The organism is Hydrogenophaga sp. (assembly GCF_035481345.1).
Lineage (GTDB): Bacteria > Pseudomonadota > Gammaproteobacteria > Burkholderiales > Burkholderiaceae_C > Hydrogenophaga.
This window is the reverse complement of sequence record NZ_DATIGV010000200.1, coordinates 1-19,394: the sequence shown is the minus strand read 5'-3', so window position 1 is coordinate 19,394 and position 19,394 is coordinate 1. Positions and strand designations below refer to the sequence as shown.

Below are 19,394 nucleotides of genomic sequence, written 5' to 3'. Positions count from 1 at the left end.
GGTGGGGGCGGCGGCGGCAACGGGGCCGCGCAAGCGGCCAGCAGGGCCGCAATCGTCAGACCGGTCCAGCGCAGCGCGGATGCCTTGGGGGCGTCGGAGCGGCCTGGGGCGGCGGAGTTGTCTCGGGTGCTCATGCGTTTCTCTCAACGGTGCCGGCCCAGCCATACCGCGGGGCCGATGGAGTGTATGTGCGAAACCGCACACGGTGCCAATCACAACGGCCGATACTGGTCGACCCTTGAGTCCTCTTACAGATCCATACAGCTTTGTCGACATGGACGCCACACATGGCGGGTGAGCTGCAGACCCTCCTTCGCCGCCTGCGCGACGAGCCCGCCGTGCTGGTGACGGTGCGCGCCTCGCGCGGCTCGGTGCCGCGTGAGGCCGGCACCTGGATGGCGGTGTTCGAGAACGACACCATCGACACCATCGGCGGCGGACACCTCGAATGGGACGCGATGCGGCGCGCGCGCGAGATGCTGTCTCGACGCGCGGTGGATGCCTCCGTGCAGTCGGTCACGCTGGGTCCCAGCCTGGGTCAGTGCTGTGGGGGTGCTTTGGAACTTTCGTATGAACCCGTCGCGGACGGCGACGTCGAGGCCTTGCGCGAGCGCCTGGGGGCGGCGCGGCATGCCGTGGCGCTGTTCGGCGGCGGCCATGTGGGCCGCGCGCTGGTGCGCGCGCTGGCGCCGCTGCCCTTCGCCATCACCTGGATCGACAGCCGCGACGAGGTGTTTCCCGATCCGCTGCCCGAGGGCGTGGTGGCCGAGCACTCCGACCCGGTGCAAGGGGCCGTGCCCGCGCTGGCGAGCGGCTCGCTGGTGCTGGTGATGAGCTTCTCGCACGCCGAGGACCTGGACATCGTGGCCGCCTGCCTGCGCCGCCAGCGTGAGCGCGGCGACCTGGGCTTCATCGGCCTGATCGGCAGCCGCACCAAGTGGGGCACCTTCCGCCACCGCCTGCTCGAACGCGGCTTCACCGAGGCCGAGCTCGCGCGCGTGACCTGCCCGATCGGCCTGCCCGGCATCACCGGCAAGGCGCCGGCGGTGATTGCGGCGGCGGTGGTGGCGCAGTTGTTGCTCATGACGTCGAACGATCCCGCGAGTGGGGGATGAGCGCCGCCGGGCCGTTCCCAAGGCGCTCGCCCCGCAGTGCGCAGCACCGAGGGAAAAGCCGTGGTACCCGCTACACTGCGGGCCTTCTGTGGTCGCAGCGGAGCCGGTGCAACAACGCACCGTGTATCGCGGCCCTCGGTCGGCTCAGAGCGCCCGCGGTGGTGAGTCGAAACACCGGACGGTGTCACGCCGTCCCCTGAACGAGGTGCCATGGAAACCTATTTGCTCGACTGGGCCAACCTGCTGCTGCGCTGGCTGCACGTCATCGTCGCCATCGCCTGGATCGGCTCCTCCTTCTATTTCGTCTTCCTCGACAGCAGCCTCACGCCGCCCGAGGACGAGGCGCTGCGCCGCGACGGCGCCACCGGCGAGCTCTGGGCCGTGCACGGCGGCGGCTTCTACCACCCGGTGAAATACGCGGTGTCGCCGCCGCAGCTGCCCGGCCACCTGCACTGGTTCTACTGGGAGAGCTATTCCACCTGGCTCTCCGGCTTCGCGCTGTTCCTGGTGTCCTACCTCTGGAGCCCCACGGTCTACCTGATCGATCCGCAGGTCTTCGACTGGTCGCCGCCGGCGGCCATCGCCACGGCGCTGGCCTTTCTGGTGGTGTTCTGGCTGGCCTACGACGCCATCTGCCGCACGCTGGGGCAGACGAAGAACGGCGACGCCAAGGTGGGTGCGGCGGTGGCGCTGCTCGTGGTGATCGCCGCGCTGCTGGCGACCTCGCTGTTCGCGGGTCGCGCGGCCTTCCTGCTGGTGGGCGCCATGATCGCGACGGCCATGAGCGCCAACGTGTTCTTCTGGATCATCCCGGGCCAGCGCCAGGTGGTGGCCGCGCTGAAGGCGGGCCAGCCGGTGGACCCGATCCACGGCCAGCGCGGCAAGCAGCGCAGCGTGCACAACACCTACTTCACGCTGCCGGTGGTGTTCGCCATGCTGAGCAACCACTACAGCTTCACCTACGCCCACCCGCACAACGGCTGGGTGCTGATCGCGATGATGGCCGCGGGCGCGGCGATCCGGCAGTTCTTCGTGCTGCGCCATGGGCACAAGCTGGGCCGCAACCCGCACCCGTGGAAATACGCGGCGGTGGGGGTGGTGGTGCTGATCGGCGTGATCGTGTGGCTCAGGCCCGCGCCACCCGTGTCGTCGGCCCCGGCGGCGGCGCGGCCGGCGGTGAGCGCGGCGCAGGTGCAGGCCGTGGTGGCGCAGCGCTGCGCCATGTGCCACGGCGAGGCCTTGCAGTCCAAGGGCGTGCGGCTGGACAACCCGGCCGACTTGAAGCGCCACGCGCAGGCCGTGTACCAGCAGGCGGTGGTGACGAAGCTCATGCCGATGAACAACGCCACCGGCATCACCGACGAGGAGCGCGCCCTGATCGGCGCGTGGTTCCGCGCGGGCGCGCCCGTGGAGTGAACCGGTCGGCCCCATGCCCGGCGGTGGGCTGGGGCATGAAGGGCGGGTTAATCTCGGGTGTTCCCACCGCATCAACATCACCCGAGAGAGACCGCCCATGAAAACGCGCGCCGCCGTGGCCTGGAAAGCCGGAACCCCGCTCACCATCGAAACCGTGGACCTGGACGGGCCGAAGGCCGGCGAGGTGCTGGTCGAGATCAAGGCCACCGGCATCTGCCACACCGACTACTACACGCTCTCGGGCGCCGACCCCGAGGGCCTGTTCCCCGCCATCCTGGGCCATGAGGGCGCGGGCGTGGTGGTGGACGTGGGCCCGGGCGTGACCACGCTCAAGAAGGGCGACCACGTCATTCCGCTCTACACGCCCGAGTGCCGCCAGTGCAAGTTCTGCCTGAGCCGCAAGACCAACCTGTGCCAGCTCATCCGCGGCACCCAGGGCAAGGGCCTGATGCCCGACGCCACCAGCCGCTTCAGCCTGGACGGCAAGCCCATCCTGCACTACATGGGCACCAGCACCTTCGCCAACCACACCGTCGTGCCCGAGATCGCGCTGGCCAAGATCCGCCCCGACGCGCCGTTCGACAAGGTCTGCTACATCGGCTGCGGCGTCACCACCGGCATCGGCGCGGTGCTGTTCACGGCCAAGGTGGAGGCGGGCGCCAACGTGGTGGTGTTCGGCCTTGGCGGCATCGGCCTGAACGTGATCCAGGGCGCGAAGATGGTGGGCGCGGACAAGATCATCGGCATCGACCTCAACCCCGAGCGCGAGGCGATGGCGAGGAAGTTCGGCATGACGCACTTCCTCAACCCCAAGGACCACGAGAACATCGTCGACGCGATCGTGCAACTGACCGATGGCGGCGCGGATTACAGCTTCGAGTGCATCGGCAACACCAAGGTGATGCGCCAGGCGCTGGAGTGCACGCACAAGGGCTGGGGCCGCAGCATCATCATCGGCGTGGCCGAGGCAGGCGCGGAGATCAGCACGCGGCCCTTCCAGCTCGTCACCGGCCGCAAGTGGGAAGGCTCGGCCTTCGGCGGCGCGCGCGGGCGCACCGACGTGCCCAAGATCGTGGACTGGTACATGGACGGCAAGATCAACATCGACGACCTCATCACGCACAAGCTCAAGCTGGAAGACATCAACGAGGGCTTCGCGCTGATGAAGCGCGGCGAGTCCATCCGCTCCGTGGTGGAGTTCTGATGGCGCTGGAGACGCTGAGCGAGCACCGCTGCTTTGGCGGCGTGCAGGGCTTCTATCGCCACGAGTCGGCCACCATCGGCCTGCCGATGCGCTTCGGCGTATTCCTGCCGCCGCAGGCGGCGAAGGGGCCGGTGCCGGTGCTGTTCTACCTGGCCGGCCTGACGTGCACCGAGGAGACCTTCGCCATCAAGGCCGGCGCGCAGCGCCTGGCGGCCAAGCTGGGCCTGGCCATCGTCACGCCCGACACCAGCCCGCGCGACACCGGCATCGAGGGCGCCAGCGCTGCGTGGGACTTCGGCCACGGCGCTGGCTTCTACCTCGACGCCACGCAGGCGCCGTGGTCGCGCCACTTCCGCATGGAGAGCTGGATCACCGGCGAATTGCGCGAACTGGTCGTCGACCGATTCGCGGTGCGCCGCGACCGCGTCGGCCTGTTCGGCCACTCCATGGGCGGCCACGGCGCGCTCACGCTCGCGCTGCGCCACCCCGGGCTGTTCCAGAGCGTCTCGGCCTTCGCGCCGATCGCCGCGCCCACGCAGTGCCCCTGGGGCGAGAAGGCGTTCACCGGCTACCTTGGCGAGGACCGCGCCCAATGGGCCGAGCACGACGCCACCGAACTCATCCAGGCCGGGAAACGCTGCCCGCCCTTGCTGATCGACCAGGGCCGCGCGGACCAGTTCCTCGACGCCCAGTTGCACCCGGACAAGCTGGAGGCGGCCTGCCGCGCCGCGGGCCAGCCGCTCACGCTGCGCTGGCACGAGGGCTACGACCACGGCTACTACTTCATCCAGAGCCTGATGGCCGACCACCTGCGGCACCACCACAGAACCCTCGAGAAGCCGGGCTGATCCATGGGCCGCACCTACGACCTCATCGCCTTCGACTGGGACGGCACGCTGTACGACTCCACGGCCATGATCGCGCGCTGCATCCAGCTGGCCGTGGCCGACGTGGGTGGCACCGTGCCCACCCAGGCGCAGGCCAGCTACGTGATCGGCATGGGCCTGATGCAGGCCCTGGCGCACGCCGCGCCCGACGTGCCGCCCGACCTGTACCCGCGCCTGGGCGAGCGCTACCGCCACCACTACATGGCGCACCAGAACGACCTGAGTCTCTTCGAGGGCGTGCTGCCCATGCTGCAGGCGCTCAAGGCGCGGCACCACTGGCTGGCGGTGGCCACGGGCAAGAGCCGGCGCGGGCTCGACGAGGTGCTGCGCACGGTCGAGTTGCACGGTGTGTTCGACGGCTCGCGCACGGCCGACGAAACGGCGGGCAAACCCAGCCCGGTGATGCTCAACGAACTGATGCGCGAGTTCGGCGTCGAGCCCGAACGCACCTTGATGATCGGCGACACCACGCACGACCTGCAGATGGCGGTGAACGCCGGCTGCGCCAGCGTGGGCGTGAGCTACGGCGCGCACGAGCCCGACGCCTTCCACGCCCTGGGGCCGCGCTTCGTGGCGCACTCGGTGGCCGAACTGCACGGCTGGCTGAGCGAACACGCCTGAGGAGGCCCAGACGCCATGGCGCCCGCACCCGCCGACGACCTGCACCCGCTGTGCCACAGCCGCGATCTGGTCGATGGCGGCAGGGGGGTGTCCTTCGACGTGAACTACGCGGGCCAGACCTGCCGGGCCTTTGCCATCCGTTACCAGGGCCGGGCGCACGCCTACCTGAACCGGTGCACCCACGTGGCCATGGAGCTGGACTGGCAGCCGGACCACTTCTTCGACGACAGCGCGAGCTGGTTGTTGTGCGCCACGCATGGCGCCGTGTACGCGCCAGACACCGGCGAATGCCGGGGCGGGCCCTGCCGCGGCGGGCTGTTCCGGATCGAACTGGTGGAACACGACGGCGTGGTGCACTGGCGCTCCCAGTACCATCTCAAACCTGTGGAATTCTGAAAGGGAGCCCGTCGTGAACGAGGACTTCAACACCGCCGCCACCCCCCGTCCCGCCGGTACCGGCTGGGAACGCGAGACCATCGAGAAGCTGCTGTTCGCCCAGCTCAATGAACAGCGCGCCGCGCGGCGCTGGAAGCTGTTCTTCCGCCTGTTCTGGCTGCTGGTCATCGGCGTGATCGTGTGGCTGGCGGTCAAGGCCGAAGGCATGGCCAACACGCAGACCACCACGCCGCACACCGCCGTGATCGAGATCGAGGGCACCATCGCGGCCGGCGCGGAGGCCAGCGCCGAGAACGTGCTGCCCGCGCTGCGCCAGGCCTTCGAGGACGAGGGTGCGCAGGGCATCGTGCTGCTCATCAACTCGCCGGGCGGCAGCCCCGTGCAGGCGGGCATCATCAACGACGAGATCCGGCGCCTGAAGGGCCTGCACGACAAGAAGGTCTACGCTGTGGTGGAAGAGACCTGCGCCTCGGCGGCCTACTACATCGCGGCCGCGGCCGACGACATCTACGTCGACAAGGCCAGCCTCGTGGGCAGCATCGGCGTGCTGATGGACGGCTTCGGCTTCACGGGCCTGATGGACAAGCTGGGCGTGGAGCGGCGCCTGATGGTGGCGGGCGAGAACAAGGCCATGCTCGACCCGTTCAGCCCGCAGGACGAAGCCCAGAAGGCCTACCTGCAGGCCATGCTCGACGAGATCCACCTGCAGTTCATCGACGTGGTGAAGCAGGGCCGCGGCGAGCGCCTCAAGCAAAACGGCGACACCTTCAGTGGCCTGGTGTGGAGCGGCCAGCAGGCCGTGAGCAACGGCCTGGCCGACGGGCTGGGCAACCTGGACTTCGTGGCGCGCGAGGTGATCAAGGCCGAGGAAGTGGTGGACTACACCCAGCGCGAGAACCTGGGCCTGCGCCTGGCGCGCCAGTTCGGCGCCAGCATCGGCGAGGGTCTGTTCAAGGCGGCCCAGTCGGCCGGACTTCAGCTGCGGTAACCGTTCGGGTTCTCGCGCTGCCAGCGCCAGGCGTCGGCGCACATCTCGTCCAGCGTGTGGCGCGATTGCCAGCCCAGCAACTGGCGCGCCAGCGACGGGTCGGCCCAGCACTGCGCCACGTCACCCGCGCGGCGAGGCGTCACGCGGTAGGGCACGGGTCGCCCGCTGGCCTTCTCGAAGGCGGCCACCACCTCCAGCACGCTCTGGCCACGGCCGGTGCCCAGGTTCACGGTGAAGCTCTCGCCCCGGCCCAGCAGGGCCTGGATGGCTGCCACGTGGCCGCGCGCCAGGTCCATCACGTGAATGAAGTCGCGCACGCCGGTGCCGTCGGGCGTGGGGTAGTCGTTGCCGAAGACGTTGAGGTGCTCGCGCGCGCCCACGGCCACCTGGGCCACGAAGGGCATGAGGTTGTTCGGAATGCCGGCCGGGTCCTCGCCGATCAGGCCGCTTTCGTGCGCACCCACGGGATTGAAGTAGCGCAGCGTGCCGATGCGCCAGCGCGGCTGTGCGGTCTGCAGCGCCTGGAGCATGTCCTCGATGACCAGCTTGGTGTGGCCATAGGGGTTGGTGTGGCTGCGCGCGAAGTCCTCGGTGATGGGCACGCGCACCGGGTCGCCATAGACCGTGGCGCTGCTGGAGAACACCAGCGTGGGCGGCAGTGAAGGGTCCTCCGCGGCCACGGTGGACATGGCCTGCAGCAGGCTGGTGGCGCCGCCCAGGTTGTTGCGGTAGTACTTGAGCGGGTTGGCCACGCTCTCGCCCACGGCCTTGTCGCCCGCGAAGTGCACCACGCCCACGGGGCGGTGGCGTCGCAGCACGTCGGTGAGCCAGGGCGTGTCGAGCACGTCGCCGCGCTCCAGCGGCAGGGCCTGGCCGGTGATGCGCTGCAGGCGCTCCATCACCACCGGGTGGCTGTTGGCGAAGTTGTCGAGCACGATGGGCGCGTAGCCGGCCTCGACGAGCGCCACGGCGGTGTGGCTGCCGATGTAGCCGGCGCCGCCGGTCAGCAGGATCTTCATTTGGCGGTCTGGGGTTTGGGCTCGCGGCCGTAGATGTCCTCGAGGCGCACGATGTCGTCCTCGCCGAGGTAGGCGCCGGACTGCACCTCGATCATCTCCAGTTCCATCTTGCCGGGGTTGTGCAGGCGGTGCACCTCGCCGATGGGGATGTAGGTGGACTGGTTCTCGGAGAGCAGGAACACCTCCTGTCCGCGCGTGACCTCGGCGGTGCCCTTCACCACGATCCAGTGCTCGGCGCGGTGGTGGTGCTTCTGCAGGCTCAGCGAAGCGCCGGGCTTGACGCCGATGCGCTTGACCTGGAAGCGCGCGCCCGTGTCGATGCTGTCGTACCAACCCCAGGGCCGCGCCACGCGGCGGTGCGCCGCGGCCTGCGGCACGTCGCTCTTGGCCAGGTGGGCCACCACGTCCTTCACCTGCTCGGCGTGGTCGCGCTGGGCCACCAGCAGGGCATCGGGCGTGTCGATGATGAGCAGGTCGTGCGTGCCCAGCGCCACCACGGGACGGTGCGGCGCATGGATGAAGGTGTTGGCCGCGCGCAGCGCGTGGCCCTGACCTTGCACGCGGTTGCCGTTGCCGTCGGCAGGCGCGAGGTCGGCCACGGCGTTCCAGCTGCCCACGTCGCTCCACTGGCCCTGGAAGGGCACCACGGCCACATCGTCGTGCGGCTCCATCACGGCGTAGTCGATGCTCTGCGAACGGCAGGCCAGGAAGGGCTCGGCCGCCGGCCGCACGAAGCGGCAGCGACCCACGGTTTCCTCCTTGGGCGCGGACATGGCCTGCTCGCAGGCACTCCAGATGTCGTTGGCGTGGCGCTGCAGCGCGGCCTTCAGCGTGGCGGCGCTGGCCAGGAAGATGCCCGCGTTCCAGAGCACGTCGCCCTGCAGCAGCAGGGCCTGCGCGGCCTCGGCGGCGGGCTTTTCGATGAAGCGGGCCACGCGGCGGCTGCCATCGGCGCGCGCTTCGCCTTGCGCGATGTAACCGTAGGCCGTGCTGGGGAAGCTGGGCACCACGCCGAAGGTGACGATGGCGCCGGCTTGCGCGGCGGGCGCACCCTGTTTCACCGTGTCGGCGAAAGCGACGGCATCGGGAATGTGGTGGTCGGCGGGGCAGAACAGCAGCAGGCCGCTGTCGTCGCCATCGCGCAGGGCCTGCAGCGTGGCCAGGGCCATGGCGGCGGCGGTGTTGCGCGCGGCGGGCTCCAGCAGCAGCGTGCCGCCGTGGCCGCCCGATTCGATGGCGTCGGCTACCAGGAAGCGGTGCTCGTCGGCCGCCACGCACAGGGGGGGCGTGCCGCTCCAGGCCACGCGGTCCAGGGTAAGCGTGAGTAAAGATTTGTTGCCCACCAGCGGGACGAACTGCTTCGGAAAACTCTGGCGCGACAAGGGCCACAGGCGGGTGCCCGAGCCGCCGCACAGGATGACGGGTGTGATCTTCATGCGTTTTGTTTCCGGAAGGACCGCGCGCGAAGCGGCGGTGCGGTGTCGCGCCGGGGCGCGGTCACGGGCCGTGGGTATTATGAGCAGCTTGTTTGACAAATCGCTCGGGAGCATTGCAAGACATGACGACGATTCGTAAAGCCGTATTTCCCGTGGGCGGTCTCGGTACCCGGTTCCTGCCCGCCACCAAGGCCATTCCCAAAGAGATGCTGCCCGTGGTGGACAAGCCGCTGATGCAGTACGCCGTGGAAGAGGCCTACAAGGCCGGCATCCGCGAAATGATCTTCGTCACCGGCCGCAACAAGCGCGCGATCGAGGACCACTTCGACGTGGCCTACGAGCTCGAGACCGAGCTGGAGGCCGCCGGCAAGGGCGCGCTGCTCAACCTCGTGACCTCCATCAAGCCCGACGACATGGACTGCTTCTACGTGCGCCAGCCGCGCGCGCTGGGCCTGGGCCATGCGGTGCTGTGCGCCGAGCGCCTGGTGGGCGACGAGCCCTTCGCCGTGCTGCTGGCCGACGACCTGATGCTCGGCAAGGACCAGCTTCAGGGCGGCGCCACGGTGCTGGCGCAGATGGTCAAGGCCTACGAAAGCAGCCCGGGCACCGTGCTGGCCGTGCAGGACGTGCCGCGCGCGGAGACCAAGCGTTATGGCGTGGTCGACGTGCACGGCGCGAACACCGCGCTGGCCGAGGTGTTCGCGATGGTGGAAAAGCCCGCGCCGGAGAAGGCACCGTCCACGCTGGCGGTGGCGGGGCGCTACATCCTCACGCCGGCGGTGTTCGAGAGCATCCGCCAGCAGCCGCGCGGCGCGGGTGGCGAGATCCAGCTCACCGACGGCATCGCCGCGCTGATCGGCAAGGAGCGCGTGCAGGCCTACCGCTACGAAGGCAAGCGCTACGACTGCGGCAGCAAGGAAGGCTTCCTGGAGGCCACGATCGACCTCGCGCTGGCCAACCCCGAGCTGAGCGGCGCGGTGCGCGCGCACCTGCAGCGCATCCAGGGCTGAGGCCCGTTCAGGGGCCGAACAGGAACACGGCCGGCAGTTCCAGCGGCAGATCGGCCGCGAGCGCGGGTTCGCGGCGCCAATCGGCCACGCGCGCGCTGCGGATGCGCTGCGCGGGCAGCGCCAGCCCGCTGGCCACAGCCAGGCGTGTCGAGGGCTGCAGCGTGTCGATCAGCGCGCGCAGCAGGGCGGCGTTGCGGTAGGGCGTCTCGATGAGGATCTGCGCCTGGCCCGTGCGAGTGGCGATGGTGTCGAGCTCGCGCAGGCGCCTGGCGCGTTCGGCGGCGTCCTGCGCCACGTAGCCCACGAAGGCGAAGTGCTGACCGTTGAGGCCGCTGCCCGCGAGCGCGAGCATCAGCGACACCGGCCCCACCAGCGGGCACACGCGCAGGCCCATGGCGTGCGCCGCGCGCACCACGCTGCTGCCGGGGTCGGCGATGGCGGGCATGCCGGCTTCGCTGAGCAGGCCGATGTCGTGGCCCTGCAGGGCGGGCGCGAGCCAGTCGTGTGCGGCTTTGTCGTCCTGCGTGTGGTCGCCGCGCTTGTGCGCCTGGCGGGGCAGTTCCACGATGCGCTGTTCCTGCAGCGGCGCGGCCAGGCCCGTGGCCGCGTCCACGCGCTTGAGGAAGGCGCGCGCGCTCTTGGCGTTCTCGGCGATCCAGTGCGTGAGGCGGCCGGCCACGGCCAGGGTCTCGCCCGGCAGCAGCGTGGACAGCGGGGCCGCGCTGTCGGCCACGCCGAAGTCCAGCGGCGTGGGCACCAGGTAGAGCGCGCCCGGCGTCACGGCAGGCGCACGCCGGCGGCGCGCAGCATCTGGCAGGTGCGGATCAGCGGCAGGCCCACCAGGGCGGTGGGGTCGTCGCTGTCGATGCGCTCGAGCAGGGCGATGCCCAGGCCCTCGCTCTTGGCGCTGCCCGCGCAGTCGTAGGGCTGTTCGATGCGCAGGTAGCGTTCGATCTCGCCATCGTCCAGTTCGCGGAACGCCACGTGCACGGGTGCGATGTCCTGGCGCTCGAAGCCACTGGCGCGGCACACCACCGCCAGCGCGGTCTGGAAGACCACGGTCTGCCCGCGCATGCGTCGCAACTGCTGCACGGCGCGTTCGTGCGTGCCGGGCTTGCCCAGGGGTTCGCCGGCCAGATCGGCCACCTGGTCGCTGCCGATCACCACGGCCTCGGGGAAGCGCTCGGCCACGGCACGGGCCTTGGCCAGTGCCAGGCGTTGGGCAATGGCGGCTGGCGTTTCGCCGGGCAAGGGGGTTTCATCGACCTCGGGTGCGGCCACCTCGAAGGGCAGCCCCAGGCGCTGCAGCAACTCGCGCCGGTAGCGGGAGGTTGATCCCAGGACCACGGCCCGGGTGGGGGAGGGGGTGTTGCTCATGGGCGTATTGTCGTGGCCTGCCTAGAATGCCCCGATGGCCAGCAAGCCCCCCATGTCCGTTTTCAATCCGCAGCGCCTGGACGCGCTGCGCTTCGCCCAGGCGGGCGCCCGGCTCGACGGCGATCCGCCGCTTGCGGATTTCCGGCGCCTTGCGAGCGATCTGCACGCACCCGCCGATGCGAGTGAGCGCGTGCGCTGGAGCGCCGAGGGCGAGATGCGCGCCGGCCCGGCCGGCGGCGCGCCGCAGGCCTGGCTGCACCTGCGGGCCGATGCCCGCGTGCCTTTGACCTGTCAGCGCTGCCTGGGCCCGGTGGAGACGCCCATCGAGGTCGACCGCTGGTTCCGCTTCGTGGCCGACGAGGCCACCGCCGAGGCGCAGGACGACGACAGCGAGGAGGACCTGCTCGCGTTGGAGCCCCGACCCAGCCTCGTCGAGGTGATCGAGGACGAACTCATCATGTCCTTGCCCCTGGTGCCCGTGCACGAGCGCTGCCCGCAGCCGCTGCCTGACGGTGGCGGCTCGCAAGCCGAGGGGGATCTGGGCGGCGGCAGTGAGCGCCCGCACCCATTCGCCGGTCTGGCCAAGCTCAAAGGCCGGTCGTGAACGGTGATCAGCCGCAGTCGGAAGACTCGGGCTATAATGCTTGGCTTTGCGCCAGGGCGGGCCTGATGGGCCGGGCAGCGCGCGGTTTTCGCGCCGTGTTCCAGCCGATGACGCCCTCGAGTCCTCACCAACGCCTTCCAGGAGCCCAACATGGCTGTCCAGCAAAACAAGAAATCGCCCTCCAAGCGGGGCATGCACCGTTCGCACAACGCCCTCACCACCCCGGGCACCGCGGTCGAACCCACCACCGGCGAAGTGCATCTGCGCCACCACATCAGCCCCAACGGCTTCTACCGCGGCCGTCAGGTGCTCAAGAACAAGTCCGAAGCCTGATCCACGGGCTGCCCGCCGGGCGCGCGTGCGCGCGTCCGCCGGCCAGGGAGACACGGGCCCGCATGCCGCATGCGGGCCTTTTTCATTAGAACTAGGTCGCCGAGCGCGCCCCGCGAGAAGTCGAGATGATCACCATCGCTGTGGATTGCATGGGGGGGGACGTCGGGCCGGCCGTGACCATTCCCGCCTGCGAGGCCTTCCTGGCCAGCCATCCCCAGGCGCGCCTGCTGCTGGTGGGGCGAACCGAGGCGCTGCGCGACTGGCCCCGGCTGAAGGACCATGAGCGGTGCAGCGTCGTGGCCGCGTCCGAGGTCGTGGAGATGAGCGACCCGATCGAGGTCGCCCTGCGCCGCAAGAAGGATTCGTCCATGCGCGTGGCGATCCAGCAGGTGAAGGACGGCCACGCGCAGGCCGCGGTGTCGGCCGGCAATACCGGGGCGCTGATGGCGATCGCGCGCTACCTGCTCAAGACGCTGGAGGGCATCGAGCGGCCCGCCATCGCCACCCGCATGCCCAACGCGCGCGGGGGCGCCACCACCGTGCTCGACCTCGGAGCCAACGTCGATTGCACGGCCGAGCACCTGCTGCAGTTCGCGGTGATGGGTTCGGCCCTGGTGGCGGCCGCTACGGGACGCGACGACCCGTCCGTGGGCCTGCTCAACATTGGTGAAGAGGTCATCAAGGGCAACGAGGTCATCAAGCAGGCCGGGCAGTTGCTGCGCCAGGCCGCTGCAGCGGGCGATCTGAACTTCCACGGCAACGTGGAGGGCAACGACATCTTCAAGGGCACCACCGACATCGTGGTGTGCGACGGCTTCGTCGGCAACGTGGCGCTCAAGGCGAGCGAGGGCGTGGCCTCGATGATCGCGGGATTCATCCGCGAAGAGTTCACGCGCAGCCTGTGGCGCAAACTGGCGGCAGCGGTGGCCCTGCCGGTGCTCAATGCCATTCGCCAGCGCGCCGATCACCGCCTCTACAACGGCGCAGCCCTGCTGGGCCTGCAGGGGCTGGTGTTCAAGAGCCATGGCTCTGCGGATGCCTTCGCCTTCGAGCAGGCCCTGGCCCGCGCGTATGATGCCGCCTCCCGCGGCTTGCTCGACAACGTGAGACAACGCATTGCCCGCGCCCAGCCGCTGCTGTCGCCCGAGACGACCATCAGCGAGCGCGGCGGCATTCCGACCATCTGATTCCCTCCGCATGAGTGCTTACTCCCGCATCACTGGCACGGGCAGCCATCTGCCGCCGCGCCGCCTGACCAACGACGACATGGTGGCGATGCTGGCGCCCAAGGGCATCGAGACCAGCGACCAGTGGATCATCGAGCGCACGGGCATCCGGGCTCGACACTTTGCCGATGACGGTGTGTTCGCGAGCGACATGGGGGTCGAGGCCGCACGAGCCGCGCTGGAAGCGGCCGGGCGCACCGCCAAGGACATCGACCTCATCATCGTCGCCACGTCCACGCCGGACATGGTGTTTCCGTCCACTGCGGCGATCATCCAGCACAAGCTGGGCGTCGCGGGATGCCCGGCGTTCGATCTGCAGGCCGTGTGCAGCGGATTCGTGTACGCCCTCACCGTGGCCGACTCGATGATCCGCGCGGGCACGGCGCGCAAGGCGCTCGTCATTGGCACCGAGATCTTCTCGCGCCTGCTCGATTTCAATGATCGCACCACCTGCGTGCTGTTCGGCGACGGGGCGGGCGCCGTGGTGCTCGAAGCCTCTGACACGCCTGGCATTCTGGCGAGCGACCTGCACGCCGATGGCAAGCACGTGGGCATCCTGTGCGTGCCCGGGCACGTGTCGGGGGGTGAGATCACCGGCCAGCCGCTGCTCAAGATGGATGGCCAAGCCGTTTTCCGGCTGGCCGTCACCGTGCTCGAGCGCGCTGCGCGCACGGTGCTGCACAAGGCGGGCCGTGTCGACACCGACATCGACTGGCTGATCCCGCACCAGGCCAACATCCGCATCATGCAAGGCACAGCCAAGAAGCTGCACCTGCCGCTGGACAAGCTCGTCGTGACCGTCGACGAACACGGCAATACCTCGGCCGCTTCCATCCCGCTCGCGCTCGATCACGCCGTGCGTGCCGGTCGTGTGAAGCCCGGGGACACCGTCATGCTGGAAGGCGTGGGCGGAGGCTTCACCTGGGGTGCGGTGCTGCTCGATTTTTGAACGACGCGGCGGTGTCGCGCGCACCGGCGCATGCAACAGACCAGAATGAAACCGTTTGCCTTTGTCTTTCCCGGCCAGGGTTCCCAGTCCGTCGGCATGCTCGATGCCTGGGGCGATCATCCCGTCGTCGCCGACACCTTGCGCGAGGCATCTGAAGCCCTGGGCGAAGACCTGGGCCGGCTCATCCACGAAGGCCCCAAGGAAGCCCTTGGCCTGACCACCAACACCCAGCCCGTGATGCTGGTGGCCGGCGTGGCCGCCTGGCGCGTGTGGCGCGCCGAGGGCGGCGAGTTGCCCTCGGCGGTGGCGGGCCACTCGCTGGGCGAGTACAGCGCGCTGGTGGCCGCCGATGTGCTCACGCTGGCCGACGCCGCGCCGCTGGTGCGCTTTCGCGCGGCGGCCATGCAGGAAGCCGTGCCCGTCGGCGCGGGCGCGATGGCCGCCATCCTGGGCATGGACGCCGAGCGAGTGAAGGCCGGGTGCGCCGAGGCGCAGGCCACGTTCGGCGCTGGCAGCGCCGAAGTGGTGGAGGCCGTGAACTTCAATGACCCCGTGCAGACCGTGATCGCGGGCAGCAAGGCCGCCGTCGAGAAGGCCTGCGAGGTGCTCAAGGCCAACGGCGCGAAGCGTGCGCTGCCGCTGCCGGTGTCGGCGCCGTTCCACTCCAGCCTCATGAAGCCGGCGGCCGAGCGCCTGCGCGAGAGGTTGGCCGGGATTGCGCTGGCCGCGCCCCGCATTCCCTTGATCAACAACATCGACGTGTCGGTCGAGTCCGACGCCGACCGCATCCGCGACGCGCTCTACCGCCAGGCCTTCGGGCCGGTGCGCTGGGTGGAGTGCGTGCAGGCCATGCGCGCGCGCGACATCAACACCATCGTCGAGTGCGGCCCCGGCAAGGTGCTGGCCGGCATGACCAAACGCATCGACGCCAACATCCGGGGTGCAGCCCTGTACGACCCGGCCACGCTGGCTGAGGTGAAGGCCCTGCTGGCCTGAACGAGGAGAACAACATGACGGACGTGAAATTCGCGGGCCAGGTGGCCCTGGTCACCGGCGCGTCGCGTGGCATCGGCGCGGCCATCGCGCACGAACTTGCCCTGCAAGGCCTCATCGTGGTCGGCACCGCCACCAGCGCCGATGGCGCCGCGAAGATCGATGCGGCACTCAAGGCCGTGAACGGGGCCGGTGCCGGCAGCCGGGGCGCCGTGCTCGACGTCAACGACGCCAAGGCCGCCGAAGCGCTCATCGACGAGGTCATCAAGGCGCACGGAGCCCTGCATGTCCTCGTCAACAACGCGGGCATCACGCGCGACATGCTCGCCATGCGCCTGAAGGACGAGGATTGGGATGCCGTGCTCGACACCAACCTCAAGGCCGTGTTCCGGCTCAGCCGCGCCGTCATGCGCCCCATGATGAAGCAGCGCTATGGCCGCATCATCAGCATCACCAGCGTAGTGGGCGCCTCGGGTAACGCGGGGCAGGCCAACTACGCGGCCGCCAAGGCTGGGCTGGCCGGCATGACCCGCGCGCTGGCGCGGGAACTGGGTAGCCGCAACATCACGGTGAACTGCATCGCGCCGGGCTTCATCGAAACCGACATGACCGCCTCCCTGCCCGAGGAGCAGCAGAAAGCGCTGCTGTCCCAGATCCCGCTGGGACACCTGGGCAAGCCCTCGGACATCGCCCACGCCGTGGCCTTCGTGGCCAGCCCGCGCGCCGCCTACATCACCGGCCAGGAACTGCACGTCAACGGCGGCATGTTCATGGCCTGATCTCCCCCGGGGCTGCGGCCCCGTCCCCCGGCTAAAATGCCGCCCTGCATTCCAACCCACCCTTTGAGGGACCTATGAGCGATATCGAAGCACGCGTCAAGAAAATCATTGCCGAGCAACTCGGCGTGGAAGAAGGTCAGGTCAGCAGCGAAAAAGCCTTCGTGGCCGACCTGGGCGCCGACTCGCTGGACACGGTGGAACTCGTGATGGCTCTCGAAGACGAGTTCGGCATCGAGATCCCCGACGAAGAAGCCGAAAAGATCACCACGGTGCAGCACGCCATCGACTACGCGCTGAAGCACCAGAAAGCCTGATCACCCCATGAGCCGTCGTCGCGTTGTCGTGACCGGCCTGGGTTGCATCAGCCCCGTGGGCAACACGGTGGCCGACGCCTGGGCCAACCTCCTGGCCGGGCGTTCCGGCATCTCCACGATCACCCGGTTCGACCCGTCGAACTTCGCGTGTCGCATCGCGGGGGAAGTCAAAGGTTTCCAGCTGGAGTCCTACATGAGCGCCAAGGAGGCGCGCACGATGGACACCTTCATCCATTTCGGCGTCGCCGCGGCGCATCAGGCCGTGATCGATTCCGGCCTGCCCACCGGCGAGGCACTGGATGAGGAAATGGCCACGCGCATCGGCTGCATCATCGGCTCGGGCATCGGTGGCCTGCCGCTGATCGAGGAAACCCACACCGAGCTGACCAACCGCGGCCCGCGTCGCATTTCGCCGTTCTTCGTGCCGGCCTCGATCATCAACATGATCTCGGGCCACGTGTCGATGCGCTTCGGCTTCAAGGGTCCGAACATCGCCATCGTGACGGCCTGCACCACCGGCCTGCACAGCATCGGCGAAGCGGCCCGCAAGATCGAGTATGGCGACGCCGACGTGATGGTGGCGGGTGGCTCGGAGGCCACGGTGTCGCCCCTGGGCGTTGGCGGCTTTGCCGCGATGCGCGCCCTGTCGACCCGCAACGACGACCCCGCGGCGGCTTCCCGCCCCTGGGACAAGGACCGCGATGGCTTCGTGCTTGGCGAAGGCGCGGGCGTTATGGTGCTCGAGGAATACGAGCACGCCAAGGCGCGCGGCGCGAAGATCTACGCCGAAGTGGCGGGTTACGGCATGAGCGCCGACGCCGGCCACATGACGGCGCCCAACATGGACGGCCCCCGCCGCGCCATGCTCAATGCCTTGCGCAACGCCGGCGTCAACGCCGACGAGGTGGATTACCTCAACGCGCACGGCACGTCCACGCCCCTGGGCGACATCAACGAGTCGAACGCCATCAAGGCGGCGCTGGGCGACCACGCCAAGCGCATGGTGGTCAGCTCCACCAAGTCCATGACCGGGCACCTGCTCGGCGGCGCCGGTGGCATCGAGAGCGTCTTCACCGTGCTGGCGATCCAGCATCAGCAGATCCCGCCGACGATCAACCTCGTCAACCAGGATCCCGAGTGCGATCTCGACTACTGCGCCAACACCGCGCGTGACCGGGAAGTGAACGTCGCCGTCAAGAACAACTTCGGCTTCGGCGGCACCAACGGCACCCTGGTGTTCAAGCGGGTCTGATCACTTGAGTGGCCCGCGCAGCGCCCCATCGGTCTCGTACCCGGTGGGGCGTTGCCGTTTCTGGGGGGCGGCGCTGGCGGCCTTGGCGGTGGGCGTGGTGCTGACCGGCGCCTGGATGGCCGCGACGCTGCCGCCGAAAGCCTGGCTTCCACTGGCCGGGGTGGGTCTGGCGTGGATGGCCTGGGCGGCGCGCAGTGAGCGCCACCAGCCCAGTGGCCTGTTGCGGTTCAGCGGCGCACCGGGGCAGGGCGCTGCCTGGCGATGGGCGTCGGACGGCGCGGACGAGGGCCTCGCGCTCCATGCGGTGGAGGCCGCGCTGGATCTGCAGAGCCGCATGCTGTTGCGCCTGAAAGGCGCGGCCGGTGCACCCGCCTGGGTGTGGGTGGAGCGCGCCGGCGCGCCCGCCGACTGGCTGGCCTTGCGCCGTGCCGTGGCATCCGATCGGCTCGGCTGAACCCGCTCCCGACCGGCCCGAAGGCGACAGGGGCATGGGGTATAGTCCCGCGCGCATGACAACGGAAGACCACACCGCTCCGCCGCCGCCCGACAGCGACGTCATGCTGGTGCAACGCACCCTGGCCGGTGAACGCCGCGCCTATGACCTGCTGGTCATCAAGTACCAGCGCCGCGTCGAACGCCTCATCGGCCGCATGGTGCGCGATTCCGACCTGGTCCAGGACATCGCCCAGGAGACCTTCATTCGCGCCTACCGGGCCCTCGCCCAGTTCCGCGGCGATGCCCAGTTCTACACCTGGCTGTACCGGATCGCGGTAAATACCGCGAAGAAGCAGCTGATGGAATTGAAGCGCGACCCGCTGGTTTTCCAGTCGCAGCTCAAGGGGGCCGAAGACGATGAAACTTCCGCCCCGGAGCGCGAACTAAACGCCAACATAGCCGACACCGAGACGCCCGAGGCGGTGCTGGCGAGCAAGGAAATCGCCAACGCGGTCAACGCCGCGATGGAGGCCTTGCCCGAGGAATTGCGCATGGCCATCACCCTGCGCGAGATCGAGGGCCTGAGTTACGAAGAGATCGCCCAAGCACTGGAATGCCCCATTGGTACCGTGCGTTCCCGCATCTTCCGGGCGCGCGAAGCCATTTCCACCCGCATCAAGCCCTTGCTCGACCGCCAGTCGGGCAAGCGCTGGTGAGTGGTCAGTCACGCAGAGGTTGCCCGATGAACCAGTTCACTTCCTCCGATCCGGCGCCCCAGGGCGCCGACCAGGTGTCGGCCCTGTGCGACGGGCGCCTGGACACGCACGAACTCGACGCCCTGTTCGCGCACTGTCGCGTGAGCGACGAGCCCCTGGCCCAGTGGCGTGGCTACCAGCTCATTGGTGAGGTGCTGCGCGGTGAAGGCGCGGTGCTGCCAGCCCGCGCGCCCCAGGACTTCCTCGCCGAGTTGAATCAGCGGCTCGACGCCGAGCACAGACCCGTATCCGACGCGGTGGGGGCGCCGGCTCGCACCGTGCGCG

23 protein-coding genes are annotated in these 19,394 nt (G+C 69.3%); 19 read left to right on the top strand and 4 right to left on the bottom strand.

The genetic code is table 11. From position 1 onward, the window contains the following. The first annotated feature begins 287 nt into the window (after positions 1 to 287). From xdhC to VLG41_RS21375, 7 genes are all read left to right on the top strand, one after another. A complete protein-coding gene (xdhC, locus tag VLG41_RS21405; RefSeq protein WP_325351407.1) occupies positions 288 to 1,115 on the top strand; it encodes a xanthine dehydrogenase accessory protein XdhC in 828 nt (275 codons plus the stop codon). A gap of 210 nt (positions 1,116 to 1,325) precedes the next feature. Further along, a complete protein-coding gene (locus VLG41_RS21400; RefSeq protein WP_325351406.1) occupies positions 1,326 to 2,531 on the top strand; it encodes a urate hydroxylase PuuD in 1,206 nt (401 codons plus the stop codon). A gap of 97 nt (positions 2,532 to 2,628) precedes the next feature. After that, positions 2,629 to 3,735, top strand: a complete 1,107-nt coding sequence (locus tag VLG41_RS21395) for an S-(hydroxymethyl)glutathione dehydrogenase/class III alcohol dehydrogenase (protein WP_325351405.1) — start codon at positions 2,629 to 2,631, stop codon at positions 3,733 to 3,735. Continuing rightward, on the top strand, positions 3,735 to 4,583 hold the full coding sequence (gene fghA / locus VLG41_RS21390; protein ID WP_325351404.1) for an S-formylglutathione hydrolase: 849 nt from the start codon (positions 3,735 to 3,737) through the stop codon (positions 4,581 to 4,583). The genes VLG41_RS21395 and fghA overlap by 1 nt, the downstream gene beginning before the upstream one ends. Positions 4,584 to 4,586: 3 nt before the next feature. Then, a complete protein-coding gene (locus VLG41_RS21385; protein ID WP_325351403.1) occupies positions 4,587 to 5,243 on the top strand; it encodes an HAD-IA family hydrolase in 657 nt (218 codons plus the stop codon). A gap of 15 nt (positions 5,244 to 5,258) precedes the next feature. Beyond that, complete coding sequence (locus tag VLG41_RS21380) at positions 5,259 to 5,639, top strand: Rieske (2Fe-2S) protein (RefSeq protein WP_325351402.1); 381 nt, start codon at positions 5,259 to 5,261, stop codon at positions 5,637 to 5,639. 13 nt (positions 5,640 to 5,652) lie between these two features. Beyond that, positions 5,653 to 6,627 (top strand): S49 family peptidase, encoded by a 975-nt coding sequence (locus tag VLG41_RS21375; protein ID WP_325351401.1) that lies wholly within the window; start codon positions 5,653 to 5,655, stop codon positions 6,625 to 6,627. Here the strand turns inward: VLG41_RS21375 and galE are convergent. Further along, entirely contained in the window at positions 6,615 to 7,646 is a 1,032-nt protein-coding gene (gene galE, locus VLG41_RS21370) for a UDP-glucose 4-epimerase GalE (RefSeq protein ID WP_325351400.1), read from the bottom strand. The genes VLG41_RS21375 and galE overlap by 13 nt on opposite strands. After that, a complete protein-coding gene (locus VLG41_RS21365) occupies positions 7,643 to 9,082 on the bottom strand; it encodes a mannose-1-phosphate guanylyltransferase/mannose-6-phosphate isomerase (protein WP_325351399.1) in 1,440 nt (479 codons plus the stop codon). Before VLG41_RS21365 ends, galE begins: the two co-directional genes overlap by 4 nt. Before the next feature lie 122 nt (positions 9,083 to 9,204). Here VLG41_RS21365 and galU point away from each other — a divergent pair, with 122 nt between their 5' ends. Continuing rightward, complete coding sequence (gene galU / locus VLG41_RS21360) at positions 9,205 to 10,092, top strand: UTP--glucose-1-phosphate uridylyltransferase GalU (RefSeq protein ID WP_325351398.1); 888 nt, start codon at positions 9,205 to 9,207, stop codon at positions 10,090 to 10,092. 7 nt (positions 10,093 to 10,099) lie between these two features. Here galU and VLG41_RS21355 read toward each other — a convergent pair whose 3' ends face one another. Both VLG41_RS21355 and VLG41_RS21350 read right to left on the bottom strand, forming a co-directional pair. Continuing rightward, positions 10,100 to 10,873, bottom strand: coding sequence for an SAM-dependent methyltransferase (locus tag VLG41_RS21355; RefSeq protein WP_325351397.1), 774 nt, complete (start codon positions 10,871 to 10,873; stop codon positions 10,100 to 10,102). Next, on the bottom strand, positions 10,870 to 11,469 hold the full coding sequence (locus VLG41_RS21350; RefSeq protein ID WP_325351396.1) for a Maf family protein: 600 nt from the start codon (positions 11,467 to 11,469) through the stop codon (positions 10,870 to 10,872). The genes VLG41_RS21355 and VLG41_RS21350 overlap by 4 nt, the downstream gene beginning before the upstream one ends. Before the next feature lie 34 nt (positions 11,470 to 11,503). Between VLG41_RS21350 and VLG41_RS21345 the strand changes: the two genes are divergently transcribed. From VLG41_RS21345 to VLG41_RS21295, 11 genes are all read left to right on the top strand, one after another. Next, positions 11,504 to 12,073 (top strand): DUF177 domain-containing protein, encoded by a 570-nt coding sequence (locus VLG41_RS21345; RefSeq protein WP_325351395.1) that lies wholly within the window; start codon positions 11,504 to 11,506, stop codon positions 12,071 to 12,073. A gap of 150 nt (positions 12,074 to 12,223) precedes the next feature. Further along, positions 12,224 to 12,406: a 50S ribosomal protein L32 gene (gene rpmF, locus VLG41_RS21340; RefSeq protein ID WP_009518787.1), complete on the top strand. Its 183-nt coding sequence runs from the start codon at positions 12,224 to 12,226 to the stop codon at positions 12,404 to 12,406. 125 nt (positions 12,407 to 12,531) lie between these two features. Then, complete coding sequence (gene plsX, locus VLG41_RS21335; protein WP_325351394.1) at positions 12,532 to 13,593, top strand: phosphate acyltransferase PlsX; 1,062 nt, start codon at positions 12,532 to 12,534, stop codon at positions 13,591 to 13,593. A 10-nt stretch (positions 13,594 to 13,603) separates the two neighbouring features. After that, complete coding sequence (locus VLG41_RS21330) at positions 13,604 to 14,581, top strand: beta-ketoacyl-ACP synthase III (RefSeq protein ID WP_325351393.1); 978 nt, start codon at positions 13,604 to 13,606, stop codon at positions 14,579 to 14,581. A gap of 45 nt (positions 14,582 to 14,626) precedes the next feature. Beyond that, positions 14,627 to 15,577: an ACP S-malonyltransferase gene (fabD, locus tag VLG41_RS21325; RefSeq protein ID WP_325351392.1), complete on the top strand. Its 951-nt coding sequence runs from the start codon at positions 14,627 to 14,629 to the stop codon at positions 15,575 to 15,577. Positions 15,578 to 15,591: 14 nt separating this feature from the next. Beyond that, positions 15,592 to 16,353 (top strand): 3-oxoacyl-ACP reductase FabG, encoded by a 762-nt coding sequence (fabG, locus tag VLG41_RS21320; RefSeq protein ID WP_325351391.1) that lies wholly within the window; start codon positions 15,592 to 15,594, stop codon positions 16,351 to 16,353. 74 nt (positions 16,354 to 16,427) lie between these two features. Then, entirely contained in the window at positions 16,428 to 16,667 is a 240-nt protein-coding gene (acpP, locus tag VLG41_RS21315; protein ID WP_009518793.1) for an acyl carrier protein, read from the top strand. 7 nt (positions 16,668 to 16,674) lie between these two features. Further along, positions 16,675 to 17,919, top strand: a complete 1,245-nt coding sequence (gene fabF, locus VLG41_RS21310) for a beta-ketoacyl-ACP synthase II (protein WP_325351390.1) — start codon at positions 16,675 to 16,677, stop codon at positions 17,917 to 17,919. A gap of 4 nt (positions 17,920 to 17,923) precedes the next feature. Beyond that, on the top strand, positions 17,924 to 18,373 hold the full coding sequence (locus tag VLG41_RS21305; protein ID WP_325351389.1) for a hypothetical protein: 450 nt from the start codon (positions 17,924 to 17,926) through the stop codon (positions 18,371 to 18,373). A 55-nt stretch (positions 18,374 to 18,428) separates the two neighbouring features. Then, complete coding sequence (gene rpoE / locus VLG41_RS21300) at positions 18,429 to 19,070, top strand: RNA polymerase sigma factor RpoE (RefSeq protein ID WP_035619959.1); 642 nt, start codon at positions 18,429 to 18,431, stop codon at positions 19,068 to 19,070. Between the two features lie 26 nt (positions 19,071 to 19,096). Continuing rightward, positions 19,097 to 19,394 (top strand): sigma-E factor negative regulatory protein (locus VLG41_RS21295; protein WP_325351388.1); only part of this gene is annotated, 298 nt, incomplete at its 3' end.